Source organism: bacterium (genome assembly GCA_024742285.1).
GTDB lineage: Bacteria > Myxococcota_A > UBA9160 > UBA9160 > UBA4427 > UBA4427.
In genome coordinates this window covers 140,075-165,113 of record JANSYR010000003.1, presented here as the reverse complement: position 1 = coordinate 165,113, position 25,039 = coordinate 140,075, and the positions used below count along the sequence as shown (strand labels likewise).

At 69.6% G+C, this 25,039-nt stretch carries 22 protein-coding genes; 16 read left to right on the top strand and 6 right to left on the bottom strand.

The features are described 5' to 3' along the window. The first annotated feature begins 199 nt into the window (after positions 1–199). Genes NXI30_07200 through NXI30_07185 form a run of 4 tightly spaced genes read left to right on the top strand, consistent with a single transcriptional unit; the run spans position 200 to position 4,159 of the window. Positions 200–1,954 carry an amidohydrolase family protein gene (locus NXI30_07200; protein MCR9093985.1) on the top strand — a complete coding sequence of 585 codons (1,755 nt, stop codon included), beginning with the start codon at positions 200–202 and terminating at the stop codon, positions 1,952–1,954. A gap of 60 nt (positions 1,955–2,014) precedes the next feature. After that, on the top strand, positions 2,015–2,608 hold the full coding sequence (locus NXI30_07195) for a LemA family protein (protein ID MCR9093984.1): 594 nt from the start codon (positions 2,015–2,017) through the stop codon (positions 2,606–2,608). Further along, the gene (locus NXI30_07190; protein MCR9093983.1) at positions 2,605–3,525 is read left to right on the top strand and encodes a TPM domain-containing protein; all 921 of its coding nucleotides are present in this window, start codon (positions 2,605–2,607) and stop codon (positions 3,523–3,525) included. The genes NXI30_07195 and NXI30_07190 overlap by 4 nt, the downstream gene beginning before the upstream one ends. Before the next feature lies 1 nt (position 3,526). Then, the gene (locus tag NXI30_07185) at positions 3,527–4,159 is read left to right on the top strand and encodes a hypothetical protein (protein MCR9093982.1); all 633 of its coding nucleotides are present in this window, start codon (positions 3,527–3,529) and stop codon (positions 4,157–4,159) included. Here the strand turns inward: NXI30_07185 and NXI30_07180 are convergent. Together NXI30_07180 and NXI30_07175 are read right to left on the bottom strand one after the other, a co-directional pair. Then, on the bottom strand, positions 4,156–5,442 hold the full coding sequence (locus NXI30_07180) for an MFS transporter (GenBank protein MCR9093981.1): 1,287 nt from the start codon (positions 5,440–5,442) through the stop codon (positions 4,156–4,158). The two genes, NXI30_07185 and NXI30_07180, sit on opposite strands and share 4 nt — an antisense overlap. A gap of 52 nt (positions 5,443–5,494) precedes the next feature. Further along, positions 5,495–7,102 carry an FAD-dependent oxidoreductase gene (locus NXI30_07175; GenBank protein ID MCR9093980.1) on the bottom strand — a complete coding sequence of 536 codons (1,608 nt, stop codon included), beginning with the start codon at positions 7,100–7,102 and terminating at the stop codon, positions 5,495–5,497. A gap of 223 nt (positions 7,103–7,325) precedes the next feature. Here NXI30_07175 and NXI30_07170 point away from each other — a divergent pair, with 223 nt between their 5' ends. The 4 genes from NXI30_07170 to NXI30_07155 all read left to right on the top strand — a co-directional run bounded on the left by NXI30_07170 (position 7,326) and on the right by NXI30_07155 (position 11,785). Continuing rightward, positions 7,326–8,078 carry a hypothetical protein gene (locus tag NXI30_07170; protein MCR9093979.1) on the top strand — a complete coding sequence of 251 codons (753 nt, stop codon included), beginning with the start codon at positions 7,326–7,328 and terminating at the stop codon, positions 8,076–8,078. Between the two features lie 109 nt (positions 8,079–8,187). Beyond that, complete coding sequence (locus tag NXI30_07165; protein ID MCR9093978.1) at positions 8,188–9,936, top strand: glycerol-3-phosphate dehydrogenase/oxidase; 1,749 nt, start codon at positions 8,188–8,190, stop codon at positions 9,934–9,936. Between the two features lie 81 nt (positions 9,937–10,017). Next, positions 10,018–10,902 (top strand): SDR family oxidoreductase, encoded by an 885-nt coding sequence (locus NXI30_07160; GenBank protein MCR9093977.1) that lies wholly within the window; start codon positions 10,018–10,020, stop codon positions 10,900–10,902. A 55-nt stretch (positions 10,903–10,957) separates the two neighbouring features. Next, entirely contained in the window at positions 10,958–11,785 is an 828-nt protein-coding gene (locus NXI30_07155; protein ID MCR9093976.1) for a phytanoyl-CoA dioxygenase family protein, read from the top strand. On the opposite strand, the gene NXI30_07150 is transcribed toward NXI30_07155, so the two are convergent. Both NXI30_07150 and NXI30_07145 read right to left on the bottom strand, forming a co-directional pair. Beyond that, complete coding sequence (locus tag NXI30_07150) at positions 11,782–12,663, bottom strand: hypothetical protein (protein MCR9093975.1); 882 nt, start codon at positions 12,661–12,663, stop codon at positions 11,782–11,784. The two genes, NXI30_07155 and NXI30_07150, sit on opposite strands and share 4 nt — an antisense overlap. Before the next feature lie 22 nt (positions 12,664–12,685). Further along, the gene (locus tag NXI30_07145) at positions 12,686–13,093 is read right to left on the bottom strand and encodes an OsmC family protein (protein ID MCR9093974.1); all 408 of its coding nucleotides are present in this window, start codon (positions 13,091–13,093) and stop codon (positions 12,686–12,688) included. A 153-nt stretch (positions 13,094–13,246) separates the two neighbouring features. On the opposite strand from NXI30_07145, the gene NXI30_07140 reads away from it, so the two are divergent. After that, positions 13,247–15,280, top strand: a complete 2,034-nt coding sequence (locus NXI30_07140; protein ID MCR9093973.1) for an ATP-dependent DNA helicase — start codon at positions 13,247–13,249, stop codon at positions 15,278–15,280. A 3-nt stretch (positions 15,281–15,283) separates the two neighbouring features. Here NXI30_07140 and NXI30_07135 read toward each other — a convergent pair whose 3' ends face one another. Next, entirely contained in the window at positions 15,284–15,943 is a 660-nt protein-coding gene (locus NXI30_07135) for an XRE family transcriptional regulator (protein MCR9093972.1), read from the bottom strand. A gap of 809 nt (positions 15,944–16,752) precedes the next feature. On the opposite strand from NXI30_07135, the gene NXI30_07130 reads away from it, so the two are divergent. The 4 genes from NXI30_07130 (at position 16,753) to NXI30_07115 (ending at position 20,153) form a co-directional block, all read left to right on the top strand. Then, a complete protein-coding gene (locus NXI30_07130) occupies positions 16,753–17,928 on the top strand; it encodes an acyl-CoA dehydrogenase family protein (GenBank protein ID MCR9093971.1) in 1,176 nt (391 codons plus the stop codon). A gap of 16 nt (positions 17,929–17,944) precedes the next feature. Further along, the gene (locus tag NXI30_07125) at positions 17,945–18,478 is read left to right on the top strand and encodes a MaoC family dehydratase N-terminal domain-containing protein (GenBank protein ID MCR9093970.1); all 534 of its coding nucleotides are present in this window, start codon (positions 17,945–17,947) and stop codon (positions 18,476–18,478) included. A 101-nt stretch (positions 18,479–18,579) separates the two neighbouring features. Beyond that, entirely contained in the window at positions 18,580–19,740 is a 1,161-nt protein-coding gene (locus NXI30_07120) for an acyl-CoA/acyl-ACP dehydrogenase (protein MCR9093969.1), read from the top strand. Next, complete coding sequence (locus tag NXI30_07115; GenBank protein ID MCR9093968.1) at positions 19,737–20,153, top strand: MaoC family dehydratase; 417 nt, start codon at positions 19,737–19,739, stop codon at positions 20,151–20,153. Before NXI30_07120 ends, NXI30_07115 begins: the two co-directional genes overlap by 4 nt. Before the next feature lie 54 nt (positions 20,154–20,207). Here NXI30_07115 and NXI30_07110 read toward each other — a convergent pair whose 3' ends face one another. Beyond that, entirely contained in the window at positions 20,208–20,672 is a 465-nt protein-coding gene (locus tag NXI30_07110; protein ID MCR9093967.1) for a CBS domain-containing protein, read from the bottom strand. Between the two features lie 947 nt (positions 20,673–21,619). On the opposite strand from NXI30_07110, the gene NXI30_07105 reads away from it, so the two are divergent. From NXI30_07105 to NXI30_07095, 3 genes are read left to right on the top strand one after another with little or no spacing between them, the layout of a single operon-like run. Next, entirely contained in the window at positions 21,620–23,011 is a 1,392-nt protein-coding gene (locus NXI30_07105; GenBank protein ID MCR9093966.1) for a Na(+)-translocating NADH-quinone reductase subunit A, read from the top strand. A gap of 7 nt (positions 23,012–23,018) precedes the next feature. After that, positions 23,019–24,239 (top strand): NADH:ubiquinone reductase (Na(+)-transporting) subunit B, encoded by a 1,221-nt coding sequence (locus NXI30_07100; GenBank protein MCR9093965.1) that lies wholly within the window; start codon positions 23,019–23,021, stop codon positions 24,237–24,239. After that, positions 24,229–25,005, top strand: coding sequence for a Na(+)-translocating NADH-quinone reductase subunit C (locus NXI30_07095; protein MCR9093964.1), 777 nt, complete (start codon positions 24,229–24,231; stop codon positions 25,003–25,005). The genes NXI30_07100 and NXI30_07095 overlap by 11 nt, the downstream gene beginning before the upstream one ends. Positions 25,006–25,039: the final 34 nt, after the last annotated feature.

Sequence of the window (25,039 nt, the reverse complement as noted above, 5' to 3'; positions counted from 1 at the left end):
AGATATCGGCAATCACTCGGTCACCTCCGGCCGGGGCCCTGGCCGGGCCCGCAGGCACCGGCAAGCCTATTCCTTCCGCCGGCGCATTGCAGCCGAGCGACCGCGTCTTCGAGGGTCGACGGCAGTCGCGCATGCTGCCACCATTGGGGGTTCACCCCCCATCCGGATCCGTCCTGGATCCTCGAGGACACCCTTCGCCATGCACGACCTCGTCATCCGCAACGGAAAGATCGTCGACGGAACCGGAACGAACGAAGCCTTCTCGGGCGACGTCGCCGTGAGCGACGGCGTGATCACCGAGGTCGGCAAGGTCGAGGGCGAGGCGCGGGAGACGATCGACGCCGACGGCCGCCTGGTCACCCCGGGCTTCGTCGACATCCACACCCACTACGACGCCCAGGCGACCTGGGATCCGCACCTGCTGCCCTCGGGCTGGCACGGCGTGACGACCGCCGTCGTCGGGAATTGCGGGGTCGGCTTCGCCCCGGCGCGCCCGGACCAGCGACAGATGATGATCGAGCTGATGGAAGGCGTGGAGGACATCCCGGGCGCCGCGCTCTCCGAGGGCATCAAGTGGGACTGGGAGACCTTCCCGGAATACCTCGACGCGCTCGAGCGCTCGCCGCTCGCGGTGGACCTCGGGACCCACGTGCCTCACGGCTCGATCCGCACGTACGTGATGGGCGAACGCGGCGCGAACAACGAAGCGGCCACCGCCGACGACATCGCCGAGATGGCCGAGCTCGTGAAGGAAGGCATCCAGGCGGGCGCGCTCGGCTTCTCTACCTCGCGGACGATGGGACACAAGGCGCTCTCCGGCGAGCCGGTGCCCGGCACCTTCGCCGCGGAGGACGAGCTCTTCGGGATCGGTCGCGTGCTCGGCGACCTCGGCCAGGGCGTGTTCGAGCTCGCCGGCGCCGGCGCCGCGGGCGACATGGGCGGGGACGAGGTCGACTCGGCGCTCAAGGAGATCGAGTGGATGCAGCGCCTCTCGAAGGAGATCCAGCGGCCGGTCTCCTTCGCGATGCTCCAGTTCGACGGCGCGCCGAACCAGTGGCGTGAGCTGGTCGAGATCTGCCACAAGTCCCACGAGAACGGCGGTGACGTGATGGCCCAGTTCGCCCCGCGTCCCTTCGGCATCCTCACGGGCCATCAGACCGAGGCGAACCAGTTCCTCAGCCGGCCGGCCTATCTCGAGATCAAGGACCTGCCGCTTGCGGAGCGCGTCGCCCGCATGAAGGATCCCGACGTGCGTGCACGGATCCTCGGTCCGGAGCGGGACGATTCGGCCGGCTTCGGCAGCATGCTCGACAACGAATACATGCTGAAGAAGATCTTCCCCCTCGGCGATCCGCCGGACTACGAGCCGGGCCCGGAGCAGAGCATCTGGGCGATCGCCCAGCGCGAGGGCCGGAACGCGGACGAGGTCCTCTACGACTACATGCTGCGCGACGAAGGCAAGGAGCTCCTGTTGCTCACCTTCTTCAACTACAGCGACGGCAACCTCGACTTGATGCACGAGCTGCTGAACGACGACCGGGCGGTCGTGTCCCTCGGCGACGGCGGCGCGCACTGCGGCGTGATCTGCGACGCCTCGCTCCAGACCTTCATGCTGACCCACTGGGTTCGCGACCGGAAGCGGGGACCCAAGGTCGGCCTCGAGCACGCCGTCCATCGCATGACCCAGGACACGGCGCGGGTCTACGGACTCTACGACCGCGGCGTGGTCGCCCCCGGCTACAAGGCCGACTTCAACGTGATCGACTTCGACAACCTCTCGCTCCGCCGACCGGAGATGGCCTTCGACCTGCCCGGCGGGGCGCGACGGCTGCTCCAGAAGAGCCGGGGCTACGACGCGACGATCGTTTCCGGACAGGTGACGATGCGCGATGGAGAGATCACGGACGCGCGACCGGGTCGGCTGATCCGCGGAGCGCAGGCGACGCCCGCCTAGGCTCGCCAACACCAGACCACGCTCGACGGACGGGACGGATTCGAAAGGGGGGTTCGAAACGTGAAGGACCGAAGACGACGATCGGGCGTACTCGCCGCGCTGCTGCTCGCGCTGTCGCTGACCGGCTGTGGCTACAACGACATCCAGGCCGGCGACGAAGAGGTCAAGGCGCAGTGGGCCGAGGTGACCAACCAGTACCAGCGTCGCGCGGACCTGATCCCCAACCTCGTGCAGACGGTCAAGGGCGCCGCCGCGTTCGAGCAGGAGACGCTCGAGGGGGTCGTCGCTGCGCGATCCCAGGCGACGAGCATCCAGGTCACGCCCGAGCTCGTGAACGACCCCGAGGCGCTCCAGCGCTTCATGGACGCCCAGGGCCAGCTCTCGAGCGCCCTCTCCCGCCTCTTCGCCGTCGCCGAGAGCTATCCGCAGCTGACCGCGACCGCCGGCTTCCGGGATCTCCAGGCCCAGATCGAAGGGACCGAGAACCGGATCACCGTCGCCCGCGGCCGCTTCATCGACGGCGTACGCCGCTACAACACCCTCGTCCGCTCCTTCCCGACGAACCTGACGGCGATGGTCATCGGTGCCGAGGTGAAGCCCACCTTCGAGGCCCGCGCGGACGTCGGAGACCGGCCGCCGGAGATCACGTTCTGAGGCTCGGGCGGCGCGGGAACGTTCCCGGCGCGTCGTTTCGCGAGGTCGCGATCCGGACGACACTCGTCCTGACGCTCGTCGCGCTTCTCGCCGGTGCCGCCCCCGCGCTCGCAGAGATCGCGGTCCCCGAGCTGACCTCCCGCGTCGTCGACGGCGCAGGACTCCTCGCGGCAGAGACCGAGAACCGGCTGCGCTCGACCCTCGGCGCCTACGAAGCGGAGACGCGGCATCAGGTCGTCGTACTCACGGTCCCGACCCTCGACGGCGAGCCGATCGAAGCCTTCGGGATCCGCGTCGCCGAAGCCTGGAAGATCGGCACCGCCGAGTTCGACAACGGCGTGATCCTGATCGTCGCCTCACAGGATCGAAAAGCGCGGATCGAGGTCGGCTACGGCCTCGAGGGCGTCCTCCCGGACGCCGTCGCCGCGCGCATCCTGCGCGAGCAGATGATCCCCGAGTTCCGACGCGACCGGATGGCCGCCGGCATCGTGGCGGGCGTCGACGCGATCCTCGCCGTCGGCCGCGGTGAGGCGCTGCCGCCCGCGGAGGCTCGGCGCTCCATCGAATCGTCCTCGAACGACTTCCTCGTTTCCGCGCTGCTCGGCGTTCTGATCGGGGCCTTCTTGACTCACCGGAAGCCCGTGTGGCTGGCGCCGTTCGCGTCGACGATCTGTGCCGGCGGTCTGTGCGGCCTGCTGACCGGATCCCTCCTCGCCGCGTTCGGCGCTGCCGTCTTCGCGGCGGCCGTCTCTTCGACCATGTTCGTGACGGGTGCCGTCAGTCCGGGACGACGCGGCCGCGGGGGCTTCTACGTAGGCGGCTCCGGCGGCGGGTTCGGCGGCGGCGGCTTCGGGGGCGGATTCGGAGGCGGCCTCGGCGGTGGATTCGGAGGCGGCGGCGCCTCGGGAGGGTGGTGAGATGCGGCCGTCGAAGCTGATCGGGACCGCCGAACGGGAGCGGATCGAAGCCGCCGTAGAGCGCGCGGAGGCGAATACCTCGGGCGAGATCGTGGTGAGCGTCGTGCGCGCGTGCGACCCGCACCCGGCGGCGGCCTGGCGACTCGGCGTCGCGCTCGCGACCCTCGCGCTCCTGCTTTCCTTCTACCTGCCCGTCGAAGGGCTCGTCTTCGAGATCCTCGCGCTCCAGCTCACGGGTCTCGCGCTGGGTCATCTGCTCTGCCGGATCGACGCGATCCGCCGCCTCTTCCTGACCGACGTCGAGCTCCAGCAACGCGCCGAGCGCGCGGCCTTCCACGCCTTCCAGGAGCAGGGACTCCGCAGGACCCGCGGCCGGACCGGCATCCTGATCTTCGTCGCCCTCCTCGAACACCGGGTCGTCGTCCTGGCGGACGAGGCGATCGACCAGGCGCGGGGGCCCGGCGAGAGCTGGGAGGAGATCGTGGATCGGATCCTCGCCGGAATCCGCGCCGGGCGCCTCACCGAAGGCCTCGAAGAGGCCATCGCGCGATGCGGCGAAATCCTCTCCCACCCGCTCCCGGCTCAGCCCGACGACGAGGACGAGATCCCCCACGCCCTCGTGCTCTCCGACTAACGCGTCTCTTCGACGGCGTCCGGCGCGAAGCGCTCGCGCTCGAGACTCCGCGCGGCGAGCACCCCGTGCAGCCCTGCCCAGACGCTCGCGGCGAGGGCGACGGCAAGGGCATAGCGGAGCGCGTCGTCGCCGTAGGTCGGCGTGAGCCGATCCGAGAGGAAGCCCACGAGCGGCGGACCGAGCCCCTGACCGACCAGCCCGCTCGTGATCATCGCGAAGAGCGCCGACGACGTCGCCCGCATCGACGGACGCGCGAGCAAGTGGACGGTCGCGTTGAACGTGCCGACCCACATCGTGTTCAGGAAGGCGCCGGGGATCGCGACGAGGAACGCGACGTCCGGATCCGGCAGCACGAGGAACGCGCCCAGGAAGGGGAACGCGCCGACGGAGGCGATCGAGGGCCACCACAGGTACCAGCGGAGGTCGCGGCGCCCGAGGCGGTCGGCGATCGCGCCGGCCGCGATCAAGCCGAGCGCGGAGACCATCGTCACGTAGAACCCGACCCGCGCACCGGCCTCGGCGAGCGAGAGCCCGTGCCCCCGCATCATCGCCGCCGACGCCCACGCCAGCAGGGCGTAGTTCGCCAGGCAGTTGAGCGAACCCGCGACCAGGAGATGCCGGAACGTCGACATCGCGGCGAGCTTCCGAAGGACCGCCGGGAGGGTCGGCGTCGCCTCGTTCGTCGTCAGGCCGTCCGCCGCACCTCGCACCGGCTCCCGGACCGTCGCCACCAACAGGGCGGCGAGCAGCAGGCCCGGGATCCCGAAGAAGACGAAGGTCCACCGCCAACCGACCATCTGGCCCAGGAGACCGCCCAGCGCCAGGCCGATCATGGCGCCGAAGGTGCCCCCCGACGCGTGGATCGAGAGCGCGCGCCCGCGTTGCTCGATCGGGAAATAGTCGGTCAGGAGCGACTGCGCCGGACCGCTCCCCACGGTCTCGCCGATCGCGACGCCCACCCGGGTCGCGAAGAGGTGCCAGACCGCCTGCGCCAGTCCCGTCAGCGACGTCAAAGCGCTCCAGAGCACGAGCCCGCCGCCCAGGACGTTGCGGCGGCTCCCGCGATCCGCGAGTCGCCCCGCCGGCACCATCGCGACCACGTGGGCAAAGCCGAAGGCGCTGCCGAGCAGGATCCCCATCTGCAGGTCGGTCAGCGCGAACTCGGCCTTCACCGGCTCGACCAGCGCCGCGAGCACCTGTCGATCCATCACGTTCAGCGCCGTGAGCGCGAACATCACACCGAGGACATAACGCGCGTATGCGGGGGACGACGGAGGCGGCACGTGATTACGATACCGCCCACACGCGCCGGCGACGACGGCTCCGAGATGCGCCTCAGTCCTCGACCACGCCGAGCAGCGCCCACGCGCTCCGCGCGCCGTCGATCGCCGCGCTCATGATCCCGCCCGCGTAGCCGGCCCCCTCGCCGACCGGCCACAGGTTCGGGATCCCCGTCGCCTCGCGCGAGACGCGATCGCGCGGGATGCGCAGGGGGCCCGAGCTTCGGGATTCGATCCCGACCAGGAGCCCGGCCTCGCTCGCGTAGCCCGGGAGCTGTCGGTCGAAGCGCGCGATCCCGGCGCGCAGCGCGTCCGTGATGGGTTCCGGGAGGAGCGTGTCGATCCGGCGCGGGACCGTCCCGAGCTTGTAGCTGCTGCGCGGAAGCGCGCTCGAAGCGCGACCCGACAGGAAGTCGTCGACCCGCTGCGCGGGCACCGAGTAGTCGCCGCCACCCGCCTCGAAGAAACGGGCTTCGAGCGCTTCCTGGTAGTCGACCCCGGCGAGGATGCCCCGGCCGTACTCGCGCGGCCCGAGGGTCACGACGAGGCCCGAGTTCGCGAAGGGCGAGGAGTGCCGCGAGTTGCTCATGCCGTTCGTGCAGAGCAGACCCGGCTGCGCGACCGCCGCGACGACCTGTCCACCGGGACACATGCAGAAGCTGTGGACCGCGGCGACGCCCTCGGACCCCTTCGCGACGAGCGAATAGTAGGCGTGCCCGAGCTTCTCGAGGTCCGCGCCCTCACCGAAGCGTCCGACGTCGACGAGCGCCTGGGGATGCTCCACCCGCAGGCCGAGCTGAAAGGGTTTCGCTTCGAGGGGGAGTCCTTCGGCGTGGAGCGACCGGAGCGTGTCCCGTGCACTGTGCCCGACGGCGAGGACGACCCCGTCGCAATCGAAGCGCCCCTCGCTCGTCCGGAGCGCGACCACGCGACCGTCGCGCGCCCGCTCGAGGCCCTCGAGTCGCGTCTCGAAGTGGAAGCGGACGCCCATCGACTCGAGGCGCTCGCGGAGACGGGGAAGGATGCGGTGCAGCCGATCCGTGCCGACGTGGGCGCGCGCATCGAAGGCGATCGCGGGCTCCGCTCCGGCCTCGACGAGGGTCGCCACGATCGGCTCTTCCAGGGCGTGATGGCTCCGCGTGTAGAGCTTGCCGTCGGAGTAGGTGCCCGCGCCGCCTTCTCCGAAGAGGAGGTTGCGCTCGGGATCGAGCTCCCGGGACCGGGTGAAGCGCGCGACGGCGCGGCCGCGTTCCCGGAGAGATGGGCCGCGATCGAGGACGTCGACCGCGACGCCGTTCGAGGCGAGAGTCCACGCGGCGTAGAGCCCGGCCGGCCCGGCCCCGACGACCGCGATCTTCCGCCCGCGCGCCGCGGCTTCCACGCCGTCGCGCTCGAAGCGCGCCGGCGGCGGCAGCTCGCGGAGGATTCCCGTCCGGAGCGCCTTCGCCACGGCCTTGCTCCCGGCGGCACTCGCGTCCGGGGCGAGCGTCAGATCGACGTGATGGACGAAGCGCAGGTCGTGCCGGCGACCGCGCCGCCGGGCGTCGAGGGCGCGGTGGGCGATCCGCAGGTGGACGATGCGTTCCGGTTCGATGCCGATGCGCTGCGCGCATCTTGCGCGCAGCTCGCTCTCGGGCTCGTCGACGCGGAGCTCGACGCCCATCACGCGGAGGCGATGTGACGTGGATGACGACGCGGGGACGGCGGCGGGCGATGTGTCCTGTGAGTCGGTCACGGCGCACGAGTCTATCGCCTCGAGACACGCCTGGGCCTCAAGACACGCCTCGGGCGCTCCGATCGATTCGAGACGGGTAGACGGTTTCGACGAGAACGGAACGCGCCCCACGAAAAAATCTCCGCAACGCTCTTCGAAGCCCGAGTCGGTCATGCAAACCTGGAACGGATCCCAACTCGCCGCCCATCGCCACGACCCGGTCCTCGTGATCGGTCCCGACGGCCTCTTCCGCCGCGCGCTCGCCAAGGAGGTCGAAGCCCTCCCCGCAGCGAGTCTGGTCGCGACCTCCCTGGCCGACGCGATCGACTCCGCCGAGACCTTCGAGCGACCGCCGCAGGTCGTGCTCGTGCCCGAGATCCACATCGACGACGACTTCGAGACCGCCCTCGCCGAGCTGCGCATCCGCGCCGGTGCGCCGGACCTCGTCCCGATCGCCTTCGGCCGCGCCCCCGGCGACGAACGCCGCCGCGAGATCCGGGACGCTGGCGTCGAGCTCGCTCTCTTCGGCCGCTTCGGTCGCCACGCGCTCCGCTTCCAGATCAATCGCGCCCTCTCTCCCTGGTCGGAGCGACCGCCCCGGGGCGAACAGCGCGCGCCGATGGAGTGGCGGACGCGGACCTATTCCTCGGGCAAGGAGAAGGCGGTCCGCTGCTACTCGCTCTCGAGCGGCGGCGCCTACTTCGTGACGCCGCGACCCTGGGTCGTCGGCTCGGACATCGCACTCGAGCTCCCGATCGGGCGCGATCGGCTCCTCGTCTCGGGCCGGATCCTCTACACGAACATGGGTGGGGACCGGAACGGGTTGCCCAGGGGCATGGCCGTCGCCTTCCGTCCGCTCTCGGAGCACATCCAGCAGGTGATCCGCGACGACGTGGAGACCACCCACGAAGGCCTCGAGGTCTGAACGAGTAGGGTCTCGACCTCCTCGACGCCGGACTGACCAGGGGCCACGAAGCCCACGCCCCCCGAACGCTACTCTTCCGCCCTCCCCCCGCGTCCCCGGAGAGCCGAACATGGATCCGGCCCGACTCGATCCGGCCCAGCGAAGCCGCGATCTCGAACGTGTCCAGCAGGAGACCTTCGACCTCGTCGTGATCGGCGGCGGCGTGGTCGGCGCAGGCACCGCCCTCGATGCGGCCAGTCGTGGCCTCTCCGTCGCGCTCATCGAACAACGCGATTGGGCCTCGGGGACCTCGAGCCGGTCGAGCAAGCTGATCCACGGCGGACTCCGCTACCTCGAGCAGCTCGACTTCGGGCTCGTGCGCGAGGCGCTGACGGAGCAGACGCTGCTCCTCGATCGATTGAGCCCGCACCTCGTGAAGCCCGTCCCCTTCCTCTATCCGCTCACGCGACGCATCTGGGAGCGGATCTACATCGGCGCCGGCACGCTCCTCTACGACACCCTCGCCGGGCGTCGCGCGCTCCCGCGCCATCGACACCTCACGCGCCGCGGCGTCCTCCGGCGCTTCCCGGGTCTTCGCGGCGATCGCCTGGTCGGCGGGATCCAGTACTACGACGCGCAGGTCGACGACGCGCGGCACACGATGACCCTGGTGCGCACGGCGCGGATGCACGGCGCGGCGACGCTCTCGAGCGTTCGCGCAGAAGGCTTCGTGATGTCCGGCGCGCGGGTCGCCGGGGTCGAAGCGACCTGTCTCGAGAGCGGCGCCACCCTCGAGATCCGCGGACGTCAGGTCGTGAATGCGACGGGCGTCTGGACCGACATCGTCCAGAAGCTTGCCGGCCGCGGCCGGATCCACGTCCGCGCCTCGAAGGGCATCCATCTCGTCGTCCCCCGCGACCGCATCCACGGCGACGCGGGCCTCATCCTCAGGACCGAGAAGAGCGTGCTCTTCGTGATTCCGTGGGACAGCCACTGGATCGTCGGGACGACGGATACGGACTGGAATCTCGACCTCGCCCACCCCGCCGCGAGCCGGACCGACATCGACTACCTGCTCGACCGTGTGAACGACGTCCTCGCCCAGCCGCTTCGCCACGAAGACATCGAGGGCGTCTACGCCGGGCTCCGCCCACTCCTCCAGGGCGAGAGCGACGCGACCAGCAAGCTCTCCCGCGAGCACGCGGTCAGTCAATCGGTCTCGGGGCTGATCACGGTCGCCGGCGGCAAGTACACGACCTATCGCGTGATGGCCAAGGACGTGGTCGACGTCGCCGCGCGCGGCCTCGAGCAGAAGGTCCCGGCCTCCTGCTCCCACGAGACGCCCCTCGTCGGCGCCGCCGGCTACCGCGCCCACTGGAACCGGCGCGAGGCCCTCGCCGAGGAGACCGGCCTGCACGTCCACGTGATCGAGCGACTGCTCGATCGCTACGGCACCCGGATCCACGAGCTGCTCGATTCGATCCGTGAGCGCCCGACGCTCGCCGAGCCCCTCGACGGCGCGCCGACGTACCTCGCCGCGGAGATCCGCTACGCAGCGAGCCACGAGGGTGCGCTCCATCTCGACGACGTCCTCACTCGGCGAACGCGCATCTCGATCGAGACGTTCGACCGGGGTGTGATCGCCGCCCTGCCCGCCGCGCGGCTCATGGCCGAGGTCCTCGACTGGGACGACGCCACCCGGGATCGCGAGATCGCCCACTACGAGGCGCGGGTCCAGGCGGAGCGCGAGAGCCAGGAGCAGAGCGACGACCAGGCCGCGGACGCGGCCCGCATCGGCGCGCCGGACGTGCGCCGCGGCGACGTCGACGCCGAACGCGCCCCCGTGATCTCCCTCGATGCCGCGCGCCGCGCGGACTGACGACCGCCAGCCGCCCGCACTACCCTCGCTGGACGCCGTCGCGGAGCTGCTCTCCGCGGTCGGGTGCGAAGGAGAGCGAGCATGGCGACGGACGACGCCGCAGGGATGGGAAACCGGATCGGAGGCCCGGGGAGCCTCGCGGGCAAGCGGGCCCTCGTGATCGGCGCGAGCAGCGGGATCGGACTCGCGACCTCCGAAGCGCTCCTCGCGGACGGAGCGGACGTCCTGATCTGCGCGCGTGACGCAGCGCGCCTGGAGGCGGCCGCAGAGGGACTTCGAGAGGCAGCGCCCGACGGCGGCTCGCTCTCGACGCGAACCTGCGACGGGATGGACGGCGCGCAGGTCCGTGATGCCGTCGCGGCCGCCGCCGGCGAGTCGGGCCTCGACATCGCCGTCTCGGTCCCCGGCGGCGGAAACTACTGCCCGGTCCTTGGCTACGACGACGAAGAGTTCTCGGCGACGATCGACCTCAACGTGCGACCGACGTACCTGATGATCAAGTACGCCGGCCTCGCGATGGTGAAGTCCGGGGGCGGCTCGATCGTCGTGACGAGCTCGACCGCCGCGGAGTTCTCCTCTCCGTTCCTGGCCGCCTACTGCGCCGCCAAGGCGGCCTGCGACCAGCTGGTGCGCGTCGCGGCGGACGAGGTCGGCCAGCACGGGATCCGGGTGAACTCCGTCCGCCCGGGTCTGACGCGGACCGGCGCGACGGACACGATGTTCGAGAACCGGCCGATGATCGACGCGTTCCTCGCAGAGCAGCCGATCAAGAAGGATGGAAGCGCCTCGGACATCGGTCGCGCGATCCGCTTCCTGGCCGGTCCCGAATCCGCCTGGATCACCGGCCAGAGCATGACGGTCGACGGCGGTCACACGATCCGGAAATTCCCCTGGCTCGAAGACGTGGCGCGCGCCGTCGCAGGCGAGGACGTGTTCGAAGCGATCGCGCGCGGAGAGACCCGCTAGCGGCGAGCGCGCCGAGGGCGCGCCGCGACCGGGCGAACCGGAGACCCGCCACACCATGGCCACCCTACCCGCCGTTCCCACGTCCGATGCGAACCCCGAGGCCCTCGAACACCTCGAGACGCACGGCTACGTGATCCTGCCGTCGCTGCTCTCACGCGAGGAGGTCGAAACGATTCGCGGCGAGCTCGCGCCGCACCTCACGCACTTCGGCCGCAATCCCTTCGAAGGCCACAAGACCCAGCGGGTCTATGCCCTCCTCGCCAAGGCCCCGTCGATCGCTCCGCTCGTCGAGCACCCGGACGTACTCGCCCTGATCGATCGTTTCCTCGCGCCGTCGTACCTGCTCTGGGGTGGACTCGCGATCAACAAACATCCGGACGAGGTCCGCCAGGACTATCACGTCGACGATGAAGCGGGCGCGCCGCCGCGCCCGCGACCGCCCCAGGGCGTCAGCACGATGTGGACCCTCGACGACTTCACCGAGGAGAACGGGGCGACGGAGATCATCCCGGGGAGCCATCTCTGGGGACCCGGCGAAGCGCCCGCCGCCGACGACGCACGCACGTTCAAGGCGGTCATGCCGGCGGGCTCCTGCCTCGTCTGGCTGGGCTCGCTCTTCCACCGCGGCGGCGCGAACCACACGAACACGACGCGCCTCGGCATCACGCTCCAGTACTGCCAGCCCTGGCTCCGGCAGATCGAGAACATGGTCCTCGCGGTCCCGCCGGAGACCGCGGCGCGATACTCGGAGCGCGTGCGCGCGATGCTCGGCTACGACCTCATGCAACACTCGTTCATGGGCTACGTCGATGGCCGCAACCCGAGCAAGCTCGTCGAGCCCTTCGTCGCGGAAGCGAGCCGAAAGAACGACCCGGCCCGCTAGAGGCTGCGCGGATCGCTCGTGTCCCTGTCCTCGAGGACCGGGGGGAGCGTGAGCGCGTGCCAGGCGCCCACGGGCTCGAGCATCCCCGCAACGCGGCGGCGAACCTCCCGGTCCAGGGACGACAGCTCCCGGCCGATCGCGGTTCGCCGTGCCTCGCACTCGGGCTGGACCGGAAGGGGCTCACGCCCGAGGCCCAGATCGATCCGGACCTCGTCCTCGTGATCCTTGAGGGCCTGATGGTTCAGGACCAGGAACGCGTGGTAGTCCGCCGCGATCTCTTCGAGCACGTCGAGGAGCGAGATCGGGATCGCGTCCCCTTCCTCGGCCGACCCGTCGACCCGTTCCTCGGCGGCGAGCAGGTCGTCCCCGAATCGCACGAGCCGAGGCGCGATCCGGGCGAGATGCTCGCGCGCGTGCGCGTGGACGAGCACTTCGGTCTCGAGCCACGCGGCGAGCAGGCGATCGGGGCGCGTGGGCGCGCGGCCGAGCAGGAAGCCCGCCGCCCCGACGTGGAGACCGAGCCGTTCGAGCGTGCCCCAGGAGCGCCGTGGCCAATGCGGGAGCCAGAGCTCGACCCAGTCCTCGAGGAGTCGGGCGCAGGTCCGTCGCACCGGCGTGGTCGGCAGGAGCACCGGCTCGGGATGGACCCGGTCGAGCCATTCCCGGATTGCGAACGGGTCGGCGAGGACGAAGCCCTCCGGCGTCCTCAGGTACGGGCCCCGGTCGCGCCCCGCCCTCGACGCGAGCACCATCGCGAGCGAGGACGTCTCGTCCACGAGCTCGACCGGGACGCGCTTCGCCACGAGGATCGCCGCCAATCCGGCCGCGTCCCGACGCGCGAGGTCTCCGTAGAGGGTGTAGCGCCCGTCCGTTTCCACTCGCTGGATCTCCGCGCCGGCCTCAGCTCCAGTCGATCGACAGATCGACCGCGAGGTCGGGATGGATCGAGAGGGCGACGGGACACCCGCGCGCGGTCTCGTCGAGCTTCGCCCGCGCCGCCTCCGGCAGACCCGGCGGCATCGTGAGCGCGACGACCAGGCGACCGACTCGTCGCCGGGGCTCGAGCTCCATGTGCTTCTCGACCCGCGCCCGCGCACCGTCGATCTTCCAGCCCTCGCGGTCCCCGACGATCGCCATCGTCGTCAGCATGCAGCTCGCCAGAGCCGTGCCGAGGAGATCCGTCGGCGAGAAGGACGCCCCCTTCCCCTGGTTGTCGACCGGCGCATCGGTCGCCAGCTCGGCGCCGGACGGGCCGTGGGTCGCGGTCGTGTGCAGACCGCCTTCGTAGACCAGAGTCATCTCGACCATGCGGGGCTCCCGGATCCAGGACTGGAGGAAGTGGAGAGAGTGCCCGATGCGGCGCGTTCACGCCGCAAGCGCGCGGCCTTCGCGTGCTAGCCTGCTCCCCGATTCGCTCCCCACGCCGCCCCCGACGAGCAGGAACAGGAAGATCCCCCCGGAATGGCAGAACAAACGGATCCGGGCAGCTTCGGGTGGAACCCGGACGATCCGAACGCGCGGGAGGCCGCACTCCTCGAGCGCCTCGCCCGCCTCGGCCACGCGACGTTCCGCCCCGGCCAACGAGAAGCGATCGAAGGCCTCCTCGATGACGACCGGATGCTGCTGGTCGCGCCGACCGGCGGCGGCAAGAGCCTCTGCTACCAGCTGCCCGCGTTGCTCCTCGAAGGCACGACGGTCGTCGTGTCGCCGCTGATCGCGCTGATGCGCGACCAGGTGGATGCCCTCGAGCGACTGGGAATCGAAGCGACCTACCTGGCTTCGACCCTCGACGGCGCGGAGATGGCGCGTCGACTCGACGACCTCGAAGCGGGTCGCGTCCGGCTCGTCTACGTCGCGCCGGAGCGGCTGGTCTTCCCGCGCTTCCGCGAGATCCTGCGCCGGCTCGAGGTCCCGCTCTTCGCGATCGACGAGGCGCACTGCATCTCCGAATGGGGCCACGACTTCCGACCCGAGTACCTCGAGATCGGTCACGTCCTGAAGGAGCATCCGGGCGCGCGCGTTCTCGCGTGTACCGCGACCGCCACGCCCTTCGTTCGCGACGAGATCCTCGTCCGCCTCGGGCTGCCGGCGGAGACGCCCCAGCTCGTCCGCGGCTTCGCGCGTCCGAACCTCGCGCTCCGCGTGCTCGAGGTCGAACGAACCGCCGAGCGAAGGCGCACCGTCGACGGTGTGCTCCACGAGACGCTCGGCGCGCCGGGCGAAGGTCGCGGCTGCGCGATCCTCTACGGCCCGACACGCAAGTCGACGGAGAACGAGCGGGATCGGCTCCGGGACCGGGGCTGGCGCGCCGAGTCCTACCACGCGGGGCTGACCGCCGAGGAACGCGACCGCGTCCACGCCGCCTTCGCCGAAGGCGAGGTCGAAGTCGTAGTCGCGACCAACGCCTTCGGGATGGGGATCGACCGCGCGGATGTCCGGGCGGTGATCCATCTCGCCCCTCCCGGCTCGATCGAGGCCTACTACCAGGAGGTCGGGCGTGCGGGACGGGACGGAGAGCCGGCGGTCGGCCAGATGCTCGTCGGTCCGGGAGATCTGGCCCGCCGGCGCGCGCTGATCGAGAACGATGCCGTGCATGATGGCCCCGGCGCGAGCGAGAGCGCACGTCATCGCTGGAGCCTCTTCCTCGAGCTGATGCGTTTCGCGGAAGGCGGGACCTGCCGACACGATGCAGTGTTGCGCTACTTCGGTGACGAGGAGGAGACCCTCGCCGGCTGCGGGCGCTGCGACATCTGCGTCCAGCTGGGCGCCGGCGGTCAACGGGCGAACGACGAGTCCGATGAGGAGGTGTCGCTCCTCGTGCGCAAGAGTCTCTCGGCGGTCGCGCGGATCCACGGCCGGTACGGCCTTTCGGCAGCCGTCGCGCTGCTTCGGGGCGTCGACGATCCCCGCCTGCGGAGCGCCGGCCTCGACCTGACGAAGACGTTCGGGATCCTCGCCGAACGAAGCGAGGTCTGGCTCACGCGCCTGCTGCGCCGTTGCGTCACCGCGGGCTGGCTCGACTTCGACGGTGGCGATCGCCCGGTCGCGGTGCTGACCGAGCTCGGCGCGGCGGTCATGCGCGGAGAGCGCGAGGTCCGTCTGCTGCTGCCGCCCGAGAAGGGGGCGGGGCCACGAACGCCGACACCCTCGAGTCCGGGCTTCGTCGTCCGTAAGAAGGGCGGTACGGCGACGGAGGACGCGCCGCTCGACGAGGCCGGCCAGGCTCGTTTCGAAGCGCTCCGTGCCCACCGACTCACGGTCGCGCAGGTCGAAGGCGTGCCGCCCTACGTGATCGCGAGCGATCGCGCGCTCCGGGAACTCTCACGACTCTTCGAGGAACCGCCGAGGCGCGTCGAGGATCTGACCCTTGCCCACGGGATCGGCGAGACGAAGGCCCAGCGCTACGGCGAGGGCATCCTGAAGGTGCTCCGCGACGTCGCCGAGGAGCGCACGGACCGAGGCGGTGAAGCCGAAGCGGACCCGACTCGGGCCTGAGCCCTAGGCGTTCTCCGCCAGCGCCGCGGCGCCCGGCTCCTCGATCGACGAGTTCCCCATCGCGGCGGTGATCCTGCCCATCAGGTCCCCCTGCAGACGCTCGGGGATGATCGCGACGACCACCGCCTGCGCCGGCTTCTCGCCGGCGGCGACCCAGCGGTGGGGGATGCTCGGGTCGAAGTGGATCGAGTCGCCGGGCCCGACCTCGAAGATCTCGCCACCGACGTCGGTCCGGACGAGGCCCTCTTCGACGAGCAGGACCATCTCGCCGTGGAACTGCCAGGGCTCATCACCCTCCATGCCCGCACCGATCCCGGGCTCGATCCGCACGCGCCATACGTCGAGCTTGTTCCGCGGGATCGTCCCGACGAGGTGTTCGATCGCCCCACGCGAATCGACCGACAGGGTCTGCCGATCGTCGCGGCGCATGACCGCCACCTGCCGGCCGACGTCGACTTCGGCGAGCAGCTCGCTCGGCCGCCGATTGAGCCCGTGGGCCACCTTGAGCAGCACGGCGATCGTCGGAACCGTCTGGAGGTTCTCGATCTTGTGGATCGTGCTGGCGGAAACGCCGGAGCGGTCTCCGAGCTGCTGCAGAGTCAGCCCGGCTTCGTCCCGCCAGCTACGGATCCGAGCGGCGATCCGCTTCAGGTCTTCATCCACGATGGATTCCTCGAGCCCAGACGACAGACGCAAACCGGTGTGCCTCAAACAGTCGAGCGCTTCGCGCGGCCGCCAGGTTGCGCCGCGGTCGAAGCGTTCTTGTTCTCACACTCGGTAATTCTGGGGAGCTGCCTTTCGGCACATCTCCCGGCTCGCCCCCGGAAGATTCATCGGCAGAAGGAAAAACGAAGCGTACCCGCGCTCTGTCTCACGGCAAGCCGCGAAACGCCCTCGCTGGACCACTCGTGACCGCCGCACCACCGGATGCGCGCGCCTCGCCGCAGTACGGTGACGCCGGGAGCACATGGGAGCAGTGCTTTCAGTCCGATGGGTTGGCGCGCTCACCTGCCGGTGCGTTGCCCCTCGGAAACGCGCGTGGAATGACGGGAACGAGGGCGGCAGGAAATTCTTCCTGTCGTCGAGCGCGCAGACGCGGCCGAAGGGGGTCGGCCCGGACCGCTCCCTCCACCGACTCGGGGGTCCATCGATTCGGAGTCACCCACACCCTTTCAAGATCGGCTGGGCTCCGGGTCTCCGGTGGAAGCCCCGCATGCCCGAGCCGGACGCCGCGGCGGGAGGCCTCGGCCCTGCCTCCCCGTCGGGACGCGAAACGCGCCAGAGCGACCCTGGAAGCCGCCTCGGGGCGCCATGACCCCCCGGTAGAACATGTTTCACCCACCTCTTTCCGCAGCTATGGTTTCGATGACTCGGGGCGGAACCGGCTCCGGCCGCCCAACCCCGGATGCGCCGGCGCCCGCCCGATCCTGCGAAGCGTCACCGCGCCATCCGGTCCATGAGGAGACGAAGAGATGTACATCGACCTGACCGAAGACCAGAAGGCGCTGCGACAGCAGCTCCGTGCCTACTTCGACCACCTGATGACGCCCGAGGTCAAGGCCGAAGTCTCCGGCATGGAAGGCGGCCAGAAGTACCGCGAGCTCGTGCGCCAGATCGGCAAGGACGGCTGGCTCGGCGTCGGCTGGCCGAGCGAGTACGGCGGCGGCGGCATGACCATGGTCGAGCAGATGATCTTCCTCGAAGAGCAGCGCCGCTCGGGCGCGCCCTTCCCCTTCGTGACCGTCTCGACGGTCGGCCCGGCGCTGATGGAGTACGGCAGCGAGGAACAGAAGGCGGAATACCTGCCGAAGATCCTCCACGGCGAGTGTCACTTCTCGATCGGCTACTCCGAGCCGAACGCGGGTACGGACCTCGCGAGCCTCACGACGACGGCCGTCGCCGACGGCGACGACTACGTCATCAACGGCACGAAGATGTTCACGTCGGGTGCGACGGACACGGACTTCATCTGGCTCGCCGCGCGAACCGATCCGGATGCCCCGAAGCACAAGGGCATCACGATGTTCATCGTCCCCGCCGACAGCGAGGGCTTCAGCGCCGCGCCGATCCACACGCTCTCCGGCTCCGCCACGGCGATGTCCTACTACGAGAACGTGCGCGTTCCCAAGGAGAACATCGTCGGCGGGCTGCACGGCGGCTGGAAGCTGATCACTTCCCAGCTGAACCACGAACGTGTCGGACTCGCGGCTTTCGGCTCCGCGGCGTACGCGCGGACCGAGAAGGTGATCAGCTGGGCGCGGGATACCGAGACGCCGGACGGTCAGAAGATGATCGACCTGCCGTGGGTCCAGTCGAACCTGGCCGAGGTCTACGCGCGAATCGAAGCAATGAAGCTCCTCAACTGGCGCATGACGTCGCAGCTCGAGTCCGGGTTCGTGAACCCGGCGGACGCCTCCGCGGTCAAGGTCTACGGAACCGAGGTCGTGCTCGAGGTCTACCGCCTGCTCCAGGAGATCGTGGGCCCCAGCGCGCTCGTCGCCGCGGGCTCGCCGGCGGCGCAGATCGACGGCGAGATCGAGCACGAGGCGCGGCAGGCGACGATCAACACTTTCGGTGGCGGTGTGAACGAGATCCAGCGGGAGATCGTCTCGATGGCCGGCCTCCGCATGCCGCGCGTTCCGCGCTAGGCGGGGAGACCTCGGTATGAGCGACGATCTTCAGAAGACCCTGGACGCCTTCGCCGGCACGCCGGCGGGCCCGACGGGCACCTGCCCCTATCCGGTCAACGAGCCGATGATCCACCATTGGTGCGACGCGATCGGCGATCGCAATCCGGCGTACCTCGACCCGGAGGCCGCGAAGGCTGCCGGCCGGGATGGGCTGATCGCGCCGCCGGCCATGCTGCAGGCCTGGACGATGCGCGGACTGCGGCCTTCGACCGAAGAGGAAGAGGCCTACGCCGCGGCGCTGGGCGACCAGAAGCAATCCCTCGACGTCCTCGACGAGGCGGGCTTCACCTCGGTCGTCGCGACCAACTGCGAGCAGGAGTACTTCCGCGAGCTCGTCCCCGGTGACCAGATCAGTCACGAGGTCACGACCGAGTCGATTTCCGGCGAGAAGAAGACGGGCCTCGGCGTCGGTCACTTCGTGACCCAGCTCTACACGTACAAGGATGCCGCCGGCGAGGTCGTCGCGACGATGCGCTTTCGCATCCTCAAGTTCCGACCGCCGAGTTAGTCGCCTGGTCTGTCGCCTGCGGGCGCTCGGCGACGGGTTGGCCCCCTCCTCCCACGCGACGGCCACGGGCCGCGCAGACAGAAACAATCACGGAGTTCCCGATGAATTTCGATTTCAGTGAAGAAGAAGAAGCGGTCCAGGAGCTGGCCGGCCAGATCCTCGGCGACGCGACGAGCTTCGACCGCCTGCGCGAGGTCGAGGCCGACGCGGACGGCCCGGGCTTCGACCAGGTCCTCTGGGCGTCCCTCGCCGAGTCGAACCTGCTCGGTCTCGCGCTCTCGGAAGAGCACGGCGGACAGGACTGGAGCTTCCTCGCGCTCTGCCTTCTCCTCGAGCAGGCGGGCCGCAACCTCGCTCCGATCCCGCTCATCGAGTCGGTCGTCTACACGGCCCTGCCGATCCAGCAGTTCGGAAGCGAGATCCTCAAGAAGGACCTGCTTCCCGCCATCGCGAACGGCAGCACGCTCCTGACCGCGGCGCTCTTCGAGGTCGGTGACCCGGCGCTGTCGCGCAAGGCGCGCACGCGCGCGGAAGCGACGGGCGACGGCTTCGCCCTCTCCGGCCAGAAGGTCTGCGTACCCTTCGCGGCGGCGGCCGACAAGATCCTCGTCTCCGCCCAGGGCGACGGCGGGCTCGGCCTCTTCCTCGTCGAGCCGGGCGCGGCCGGCGTGACCCTCGAGCAGCAGGAGACCACGGCGCACGAACGCCAGTTCGTGCTGAACCTCGACGGCGTGAACGTGGCCGCGGGCGACGTGCTCGCGCTCCCCGGTTCGGGCGAGGCCGTCCTCGACTGGCTGGAGCCGCGCGCTGCGACGGCCCTCTCCGCCCTCGCCGTCGGCGTCGCCGACGAAGGCTTGAAGCAGACGGCGACCTATACGAGCGAGCGCAAGCAGTTCGACAAGCCGATCGGTTCGTTCCAGGGCGTGTCGCTCCGTGCAGCCGACGCGTACATCGACGTCGAGGCGATGCGCTCGACCATGTGGCAGGCGGCCTGGCGGATCGACAACGGCGATCCGGCCGAGAAGCAGGCGGCGATCGCGAAGTGGTGGGCCTGCATGGGCGGTCACCGCGTCTCGCACACGTGCCAGCACCTCCACGGCGGCATCGGCGCGGACGTCGACTACCCGATCCACCGCCACTTCCTGCGCCTCAAGCACATCGCGATGACCCTCGGCGGCTCCAACGAGCAGCTTGCGACGCTGGGTGCGCGAATGGCGGCCGAGGCGAAGAGCGGAGCCGACGCGGGAGCGGTCCTCCAATGAGTGAAACGAGATCGCTGGCTTCGGTCACCGTCGGAGAGAAGCTCCCGTCGCTCGAGATCCCGCTCTCGCGCACCCTGATCGTCGCCACGGCGATCGCGAGCCGCGACTACCAGGACGTGCACCACGACCCCGAGCTCGCGAAAGAGCGTGGCTCGCCGGACATCTTCATGAACATCCTGACGACCAACGGCTTCGTCGGACGCTTCGTGACGGACTGGACCGGCCCGGGCGCGACCCTCAAGAAGATCGACATCCGACTCGGCGCCCCGAACTATCCCGGCGACACGATGACCGTCGAAGGCGCCGTCACGGCGAAGGACGACGCAGCGGGAACGATCGAGGTCTCCGTCCGCGGCGCCAACCAGCTCGGAGATCACGTGACGGGGACCGTGCTCGTCGCCCTCCCGAGCTGAGAACGCTCGCGAGCCCTTTCGCGGCGGCCATGACGCCACGGCCGCCGCGAGAGGTCAGGTCGGCTGCAGGTAATCCGGGTATCGCTTCCGGACCAACCGCTTCCGGCTCATCTCCTCCATCCCACGGAGGATGTCCCGCCGACTCACCTGGCCGAGCAGCCGGTTCTTGTCGACGACCGGCAGGCGACGAATCGGCCTCGTCAGGAAGTAGTGGGAGATCGCGTAGATCCCCATCTCGGGCGGGATGGTCTGGAAGTCCCGGGTCATGAACTGCCCGACCAGAGCGCCCTGCTCTTCCTGCTCCTCCTGATAGAACTCGTCGGAAGCGAGCATCCGGAGACAGTCGAGCTCCGAGAGGATGCCGATCAGGACGCCCTCGTCATCGACCACCGGCGCTCCGGAGACGCCCCGCTTCGTGAGCGTCGCGATCGCTTCGAGGATCGTCTGATTCGGCCGGAACGTGATCAAGCTCGAAGTCATCAGATCCCGGGCCGTCAGGATTCGGTTGGGTTCTCTCATGGGACCTCCTTGCTCGAGGACTCGAGTCGGGGGGGCGGGCCCGGACGGCAGGCGATGGCCACTCGAGAGCAGGGCCACCGCGAGCGAGAGCGGCGGGCGGATCGTGGGCGTCGCGTCGTCGGGCTCGGGACCTCTTCGAGCTTCTCTTTCGAGTGCCCCCGCGCGCCGAAAGACGTCTTGCGGAGGCGGCTGGCGGCGCACTCCCTCGTCGCGCCGCGATTCGTTGCAGCGAAATCCTGCTGCCTCTATCGTATCGTCGTCCGAGAAGGCCCACCATCCCAGGGTCCGTCCCGATCGTGACTCACCACGACATCCCCGGACCGACCTTCCCCGCGCGCCTCCGCGCCCGTCGCTTCGGCCGGTTCTCCGATTCGGGCACGTGAAGCGGCCGGGGCGCCTAACACTCGTCGATTTCGAGGGTTAGAGGCTCTCTCGAGGCCGTTCTCGACTCGGTCAAGGCCACCCGAGCCTCGACCGGCCTGCTCCGGAGCGGTTCGCTCCGACGCGTACGCGCCCTGGACCGCCGCCGTCGGGTGAACCCCCGAAGGCGATGCGCGAGAGGCCCCTAGATCCCGAAAGCGTCCCCCTCCTCCCTACGCAATCCGGTTGAAAGAACCCCGCCGGGACCCTACTCTCCCGGGCGTTCCAGAAGCCAGAATCCTTTCGAGATCGGTCCCTTACGACGATGAACGCCGATGACTGACGTGGTCCCTGCGCCCGTCGGGTCGGCTTCGTTAGGCCCGCGGGACGATTCCGGCGATCAGCCCTCCGAAGGGTCGGTCGCGATGCTCGAATCCGGGTTCACGACGGAACACAAGTCGCCTGCCCCTTCAGCCGAACGACCTCGGCGGAAGCCCAACCCCGATCCACACGACCGTCGGATCCGGGGGCGACGCGCAACCAGCACGGGCCCGCTCGCGGACCCCAACAATCGAGCAAGCATGGCACTGCACAAGATCGAGAAGGGCCTCGACCTCCCGATTCCCGGGAAGCCGCTCCAGGTCGTTCGAGGTACGTCTCCCTGTTCGCGTGTCGCCGTCATGGCGGACGATTTCCCCGGCATGAAGCCGCGGATGCACGTCGCCGAGGGCGACACGGTCAAGCGCGGCCAGGTCCTCTTCGAGGACCGCAAGATGCCCGGCGTACTCCACACTGCGCCCGGCGCCGGCCGCGTCCTCGCGATCAATCGTGGTGAGAAGCGCGCTCTCCAGTCGGTGGTCATCGATCTCTCCGACGGCGAGCGAAACGGCCAGCCCGGCGACGACGAGTTCCAGACCTTCGAGCACGCTCCGTCGGGCGATCCCGCGAGCCTCTCCGGAGAGCAGCTTCGAGCTCTGCTCGTCGAATCCGGGCTCTGGACGGCGATTCGCGTACGCCCGTTCAGCAAGGTCCCGTCTCCGGAAAGCCAGGCCGAGGCGCTCTTCATCACGGCGATGGACACGAACCCGCACGCGCCGCTCCCGGAGGTGGTCCTCCAGGACCGACTCGACGACTTCCGCCTCGGCGTCACGCTCCTCGCGAAGCTGCTCGATGCCCCGACCCACCTGTGCGTGGCGGAGCACTCCGAGCTCGCGGAGGTGCTCGGCGCGGACAAGCCCGAGAACGTCAAGGTCCAGACCTTCGCGGGCCCGCATCCGGCAGGGACGCCCGGCTACCACATCCACGCGGTGCGTCCGGTGAACCGCGAACACGCTGCCTGGTACATCGGATACCAGGACGTCGCGGCCGTCGGCGCGCTCGCGCGGACCGGACGCCTCGACGTCTCCCGCGTCCTCTCGGTCGGTGGACCGGTCGTCGAGGATCCGCGCCTCGTCCGTTCGCGGATCGGCGCCTGCGTGAGCGAGATCGTCGCAGAGGACGTCGCCGGGCTGGATGCCGAGATCCGCACGATCTCGGGATCCGCGCTCTCCGGCAAACGCACCCACGGCGAGGCCTTCGATTTCCTGGGCCGCTACGAGCGCCAGGTCAGCCTCCTCGAAGAGGATCGCGAGAACGTGTTCATGGGATGGCTCACGCCGGGCGCGGACATGTTCTCGCTCGCCGGGATCTACCTCTCGAAGGTCTTCAAGCCGAAGAAGTTCCGATTCACGACGAACACCAACGGCAGCCAGCGCGCAATGGTCCCGATCGGCCAGTACGAGCAGGTGATGCCGATGGACATCATGCCGACGTTCCTCCTCCGCGCTCTCATCGTCGGGGACACGGAGCGGGCCGAGAGCCTCGGCGTCCTCGAGCTCGACGAAGAGGACCTCGCGCTCTGCACCTACGTCTGCCCGGGCAAGGTCAACTACGGACCGCTCCTGCGACAGAACCTCGAACTCATCGAGAAGGAGGGCTGAGGGAGCCATGCAGTTCCTGAAGGACGCCCATCTCAACGTCAAGCACCACTTCGAAAAGGGCGGGAAGCTCGAGTTCTTCTACCCGCTCTGGGAAGCCCAGTTCACGGGCCTCTTCACGCCCGGCGAGGTGACGCGCACGGCCTCGCACGTGCGCGACGGCATCGACAACAAGCGCCTGATGTTCACCGTCGTGATCGCGCTGGTCCCGTGCATCCTGATGGCGATGTACAACACGGGCTACCAGGCGCAGCTGGCGATCGCCTCGGGCGCCGTGCCCCTCGACACCTGGCAGGCCTGGCTCTTCGACGCCCTCGGGTTCGACTACGATTTCCGGAACCCGTTCCTGAACGTGCTGGTCGGCGCCGGGCAGTACCTGCCGATCATGGCCGCCGCGATGCTCACCGGCGGCATCGTCGAGCCGCTGACCGCGATGATCCGCAAGCACGAGATCAACGAGGGCTTCCTCGTCTCGGGCATGCTGATCCCGCTGACGCTGCCGCCGACGATCTCGCTCTGGATGGTCGTCCTCGGCACCGCCTTCGGAACGGTCTTCGCGAAGGAGATCTTCGGCGGGACCGGGATGAACTTCCTGAACCCCGCGCTGACCGCGCGCGCGTTCCTCTTCTTCGCCTACCCGGCGGCCATGAGCGGCGACGCTGCCTGGATCGCCGCCGACTTCTCCGCCGTCGACGGCTTCTCCGGCGCGACCTGGCTGGCCGCGGCCGCGGTCGAGGGCGAGGCGGCCCTCGCCGGCGCGAGCTGGATGGACGCGTTCCTCGGCTTCGTGCCCGGCTCGATGGGCGAGACCTCGACGCTGGCGTGCCTGATCGGCGCTTTCCTGCTGATCTGGACCGGAATCGGCTCCTGGCGGACGATGGCCGGCGTCGTGGTCGGCACGATCTTCATGGCGGGCACCCTCAACGCGATCGGCTCGGACACCAATCCGATGTTCGGCGTCCCGTGGTACTGGCACGCGGTCCTCGGCGGCTGGGCCTTCGGCATGGTCTTCATGGCGACCGACCCCGTCTCCTCGGCCTTCACCAACCAGGGCAAGCTGATCTACGGCGGCCTGATCGGCGTGCTGGTCGTGCTGATTCGCGTCGTCAACCCGGCCTACCCGGAAGGCATGATGCTCGCGATCCTGTTCATGAACATGTTCGCGCCGCTGATCGACCACTACTTCGTGCAGGCCAACATCCGCCGAAGGGAAGCACGCTATGCAGCATAGTACCGGCTACATCATCGGCTTCGCGGCCGCCGTGTGCCTCGTCGCCTCGCTCTTCGTCGCGGGCTCCGCGGTCGGACTCAAGGACCTCCAGGAAGCCAACAAGCGCCTCGACGTCCAGAAGAAGGTCCTGACCGTGGCGGGGCTGATGGACGCGGACGCCGGCCTCTCGGCCGACGAGGTGAACGCCCTCTACACCGAGTCGATCCAGCCCAAGGCGATCGACCTGAAGACGGGCGCCCCGGCGCCGAGCGTCGACGTGGCGAGCTACGACCAGCGCAAGGCGACGAAGGGCGACGGAACCAGCTTCGTCGCGCCCGAGAACGCGTCGAAGATCCTGCGCCTCCCGAACGAGGTCGTCGTCTTCGACATCGTCCAAGATGGCGAGCTCAAGGGCCTGATCCTGCCGATCGAGGGCTACGGCCTCTGGGGCTTCCTCTACGGCTACCTGGCCCTCGAGCCCGACGCACGCACGATTCGCGGCATCACCTTCTACGATCACGGCGAGACGCCGGGCCTCGGCGGCGAAGTCGACAACCCGCGCTGGAAGGCGCTCTGGCCCGGCCGCCTCGCCTTCGACGACCGCGGAAAGCCGGCGATCACCGTCAAGAAGGGAATCGCGGGATCCGTCGAAAACGACCCCTACCAGGTCGACGGCCTCTCCGGCGCGACCATCACCAGTCGCGGCGTGACGAACCTCGTGCGCTTCTGGCTCGGTGACGACGGCTTCGGCCCCTACCTCGACAAGTACCGCGAGTCCGCCGGCTAGACCTTCGCCTGCGGGCGCTCGGCGAGCTTGCCGC

Coding starts and splice junctions, on each gene's coding strand:
- NXI30_07145 (MCR9093974.1), bottom strand. CDS start 13,093: ATGGTCGAGATGACTCTGGTCTACGAAGGCGGTCTGCACACGACCGCG.
- NXI30_07100 (MCR9093965.1), top strand. CDS start 23,019: ATGCAGTTCCTGAAGGACGCCCATCTCAACGTCAAGCACCACTTCGAA.
- NXI30_07125 (MCR9093970.1), top strand. CDS start 17,945: ATGAGCGACGATCTTCAGAAGACCCTGGACGCCTTCGCCGGCACGCCG.
- NXI30_07130 (MCR9093971.1), top strand. CDS start 16,753: ATGTACATCGACCTGACCGAAGACCAGAAGGCGCTGCGACAGCAGCTC.
- NXI30_07110 (MCR9093967.1), bottom strand. CDS start 20,672: ATGAGAGAACCCAACCGAATCCTGACGGCCCGGGATCTGATGACTTCG.
- NXI30_07170 (MCR9093979.1), top strand. CDS start 7,326: ATGCAAACCTGGAACGGATCCCAACTCGCCGCCCATCGCCACGACCCG.
- NXI30_07115 (MCR9093968.1), top strand. CDS start 19,737: ATGAGTGAAACGAGATCGCTGGCTTCGGTCACCGTCGGAGAGAAGCTC.
- NXI30_07095 (MCR9093964.1), top strand. CDS start 24,229: ATGCAGCATAGTACCGGCTACATCATCGGCTTCGCGGCCGCCGTGTGC.
- NXI30_07160 (MCR9093977.1), top strand. CDS start 10,018: ATGGCGACGGACGACGCCGCAGGGATGGGAAACCGGATCGGAGGCCCG.
- NXI30_07165 (MCR9093978.1), top strand. CDS start 8,188: ATGGATCCGGCCCGACTCGATCCGGCCCAGCGAAGCCGCGATCTCGAA.
- NXI30_07140 (MCR9093973.1), top strand. CDS start 13,247: ATGGCAGAACAAACGGATCCGGGCAGCTTCGGGTGGAACCCGGACGAT.
- NXI30_07175 (MCR9093980.1), bottom strand. CDS start 7,102: ATGGGCGTCGAGCTCCGCGTCGACGAGCCCGAGAGCGAGCTGCGCGCA.
- NXI30_07120 (MCR9093969.1), top strand. CDS start 18,580: ATGAATTTCGATTTCAGTGAAGAAGAAGAAGCGGTCCAGGAGCTGGCC.
- NXI30_07200 (MCR9093985.1), top strand. CDS start 200: ATGCACGACCTCGTCATCCGCAACGGAAAGATCGTCGACGGAACCGGA.
- NXI30_07155 (MCR9093976.1), top strand. CDS start 10,958: ATGGCCACCCTACCCGCCGTTCCCACGTCCGATGCGAACCCCGAGGCC.
- NXI30_07185 (MCR9093982.1), top strand. CDS start 3,527: ATGCGGCCGTCGAAGCTGATCGGGACCGCCGAACGGGAGCGGATCGAA.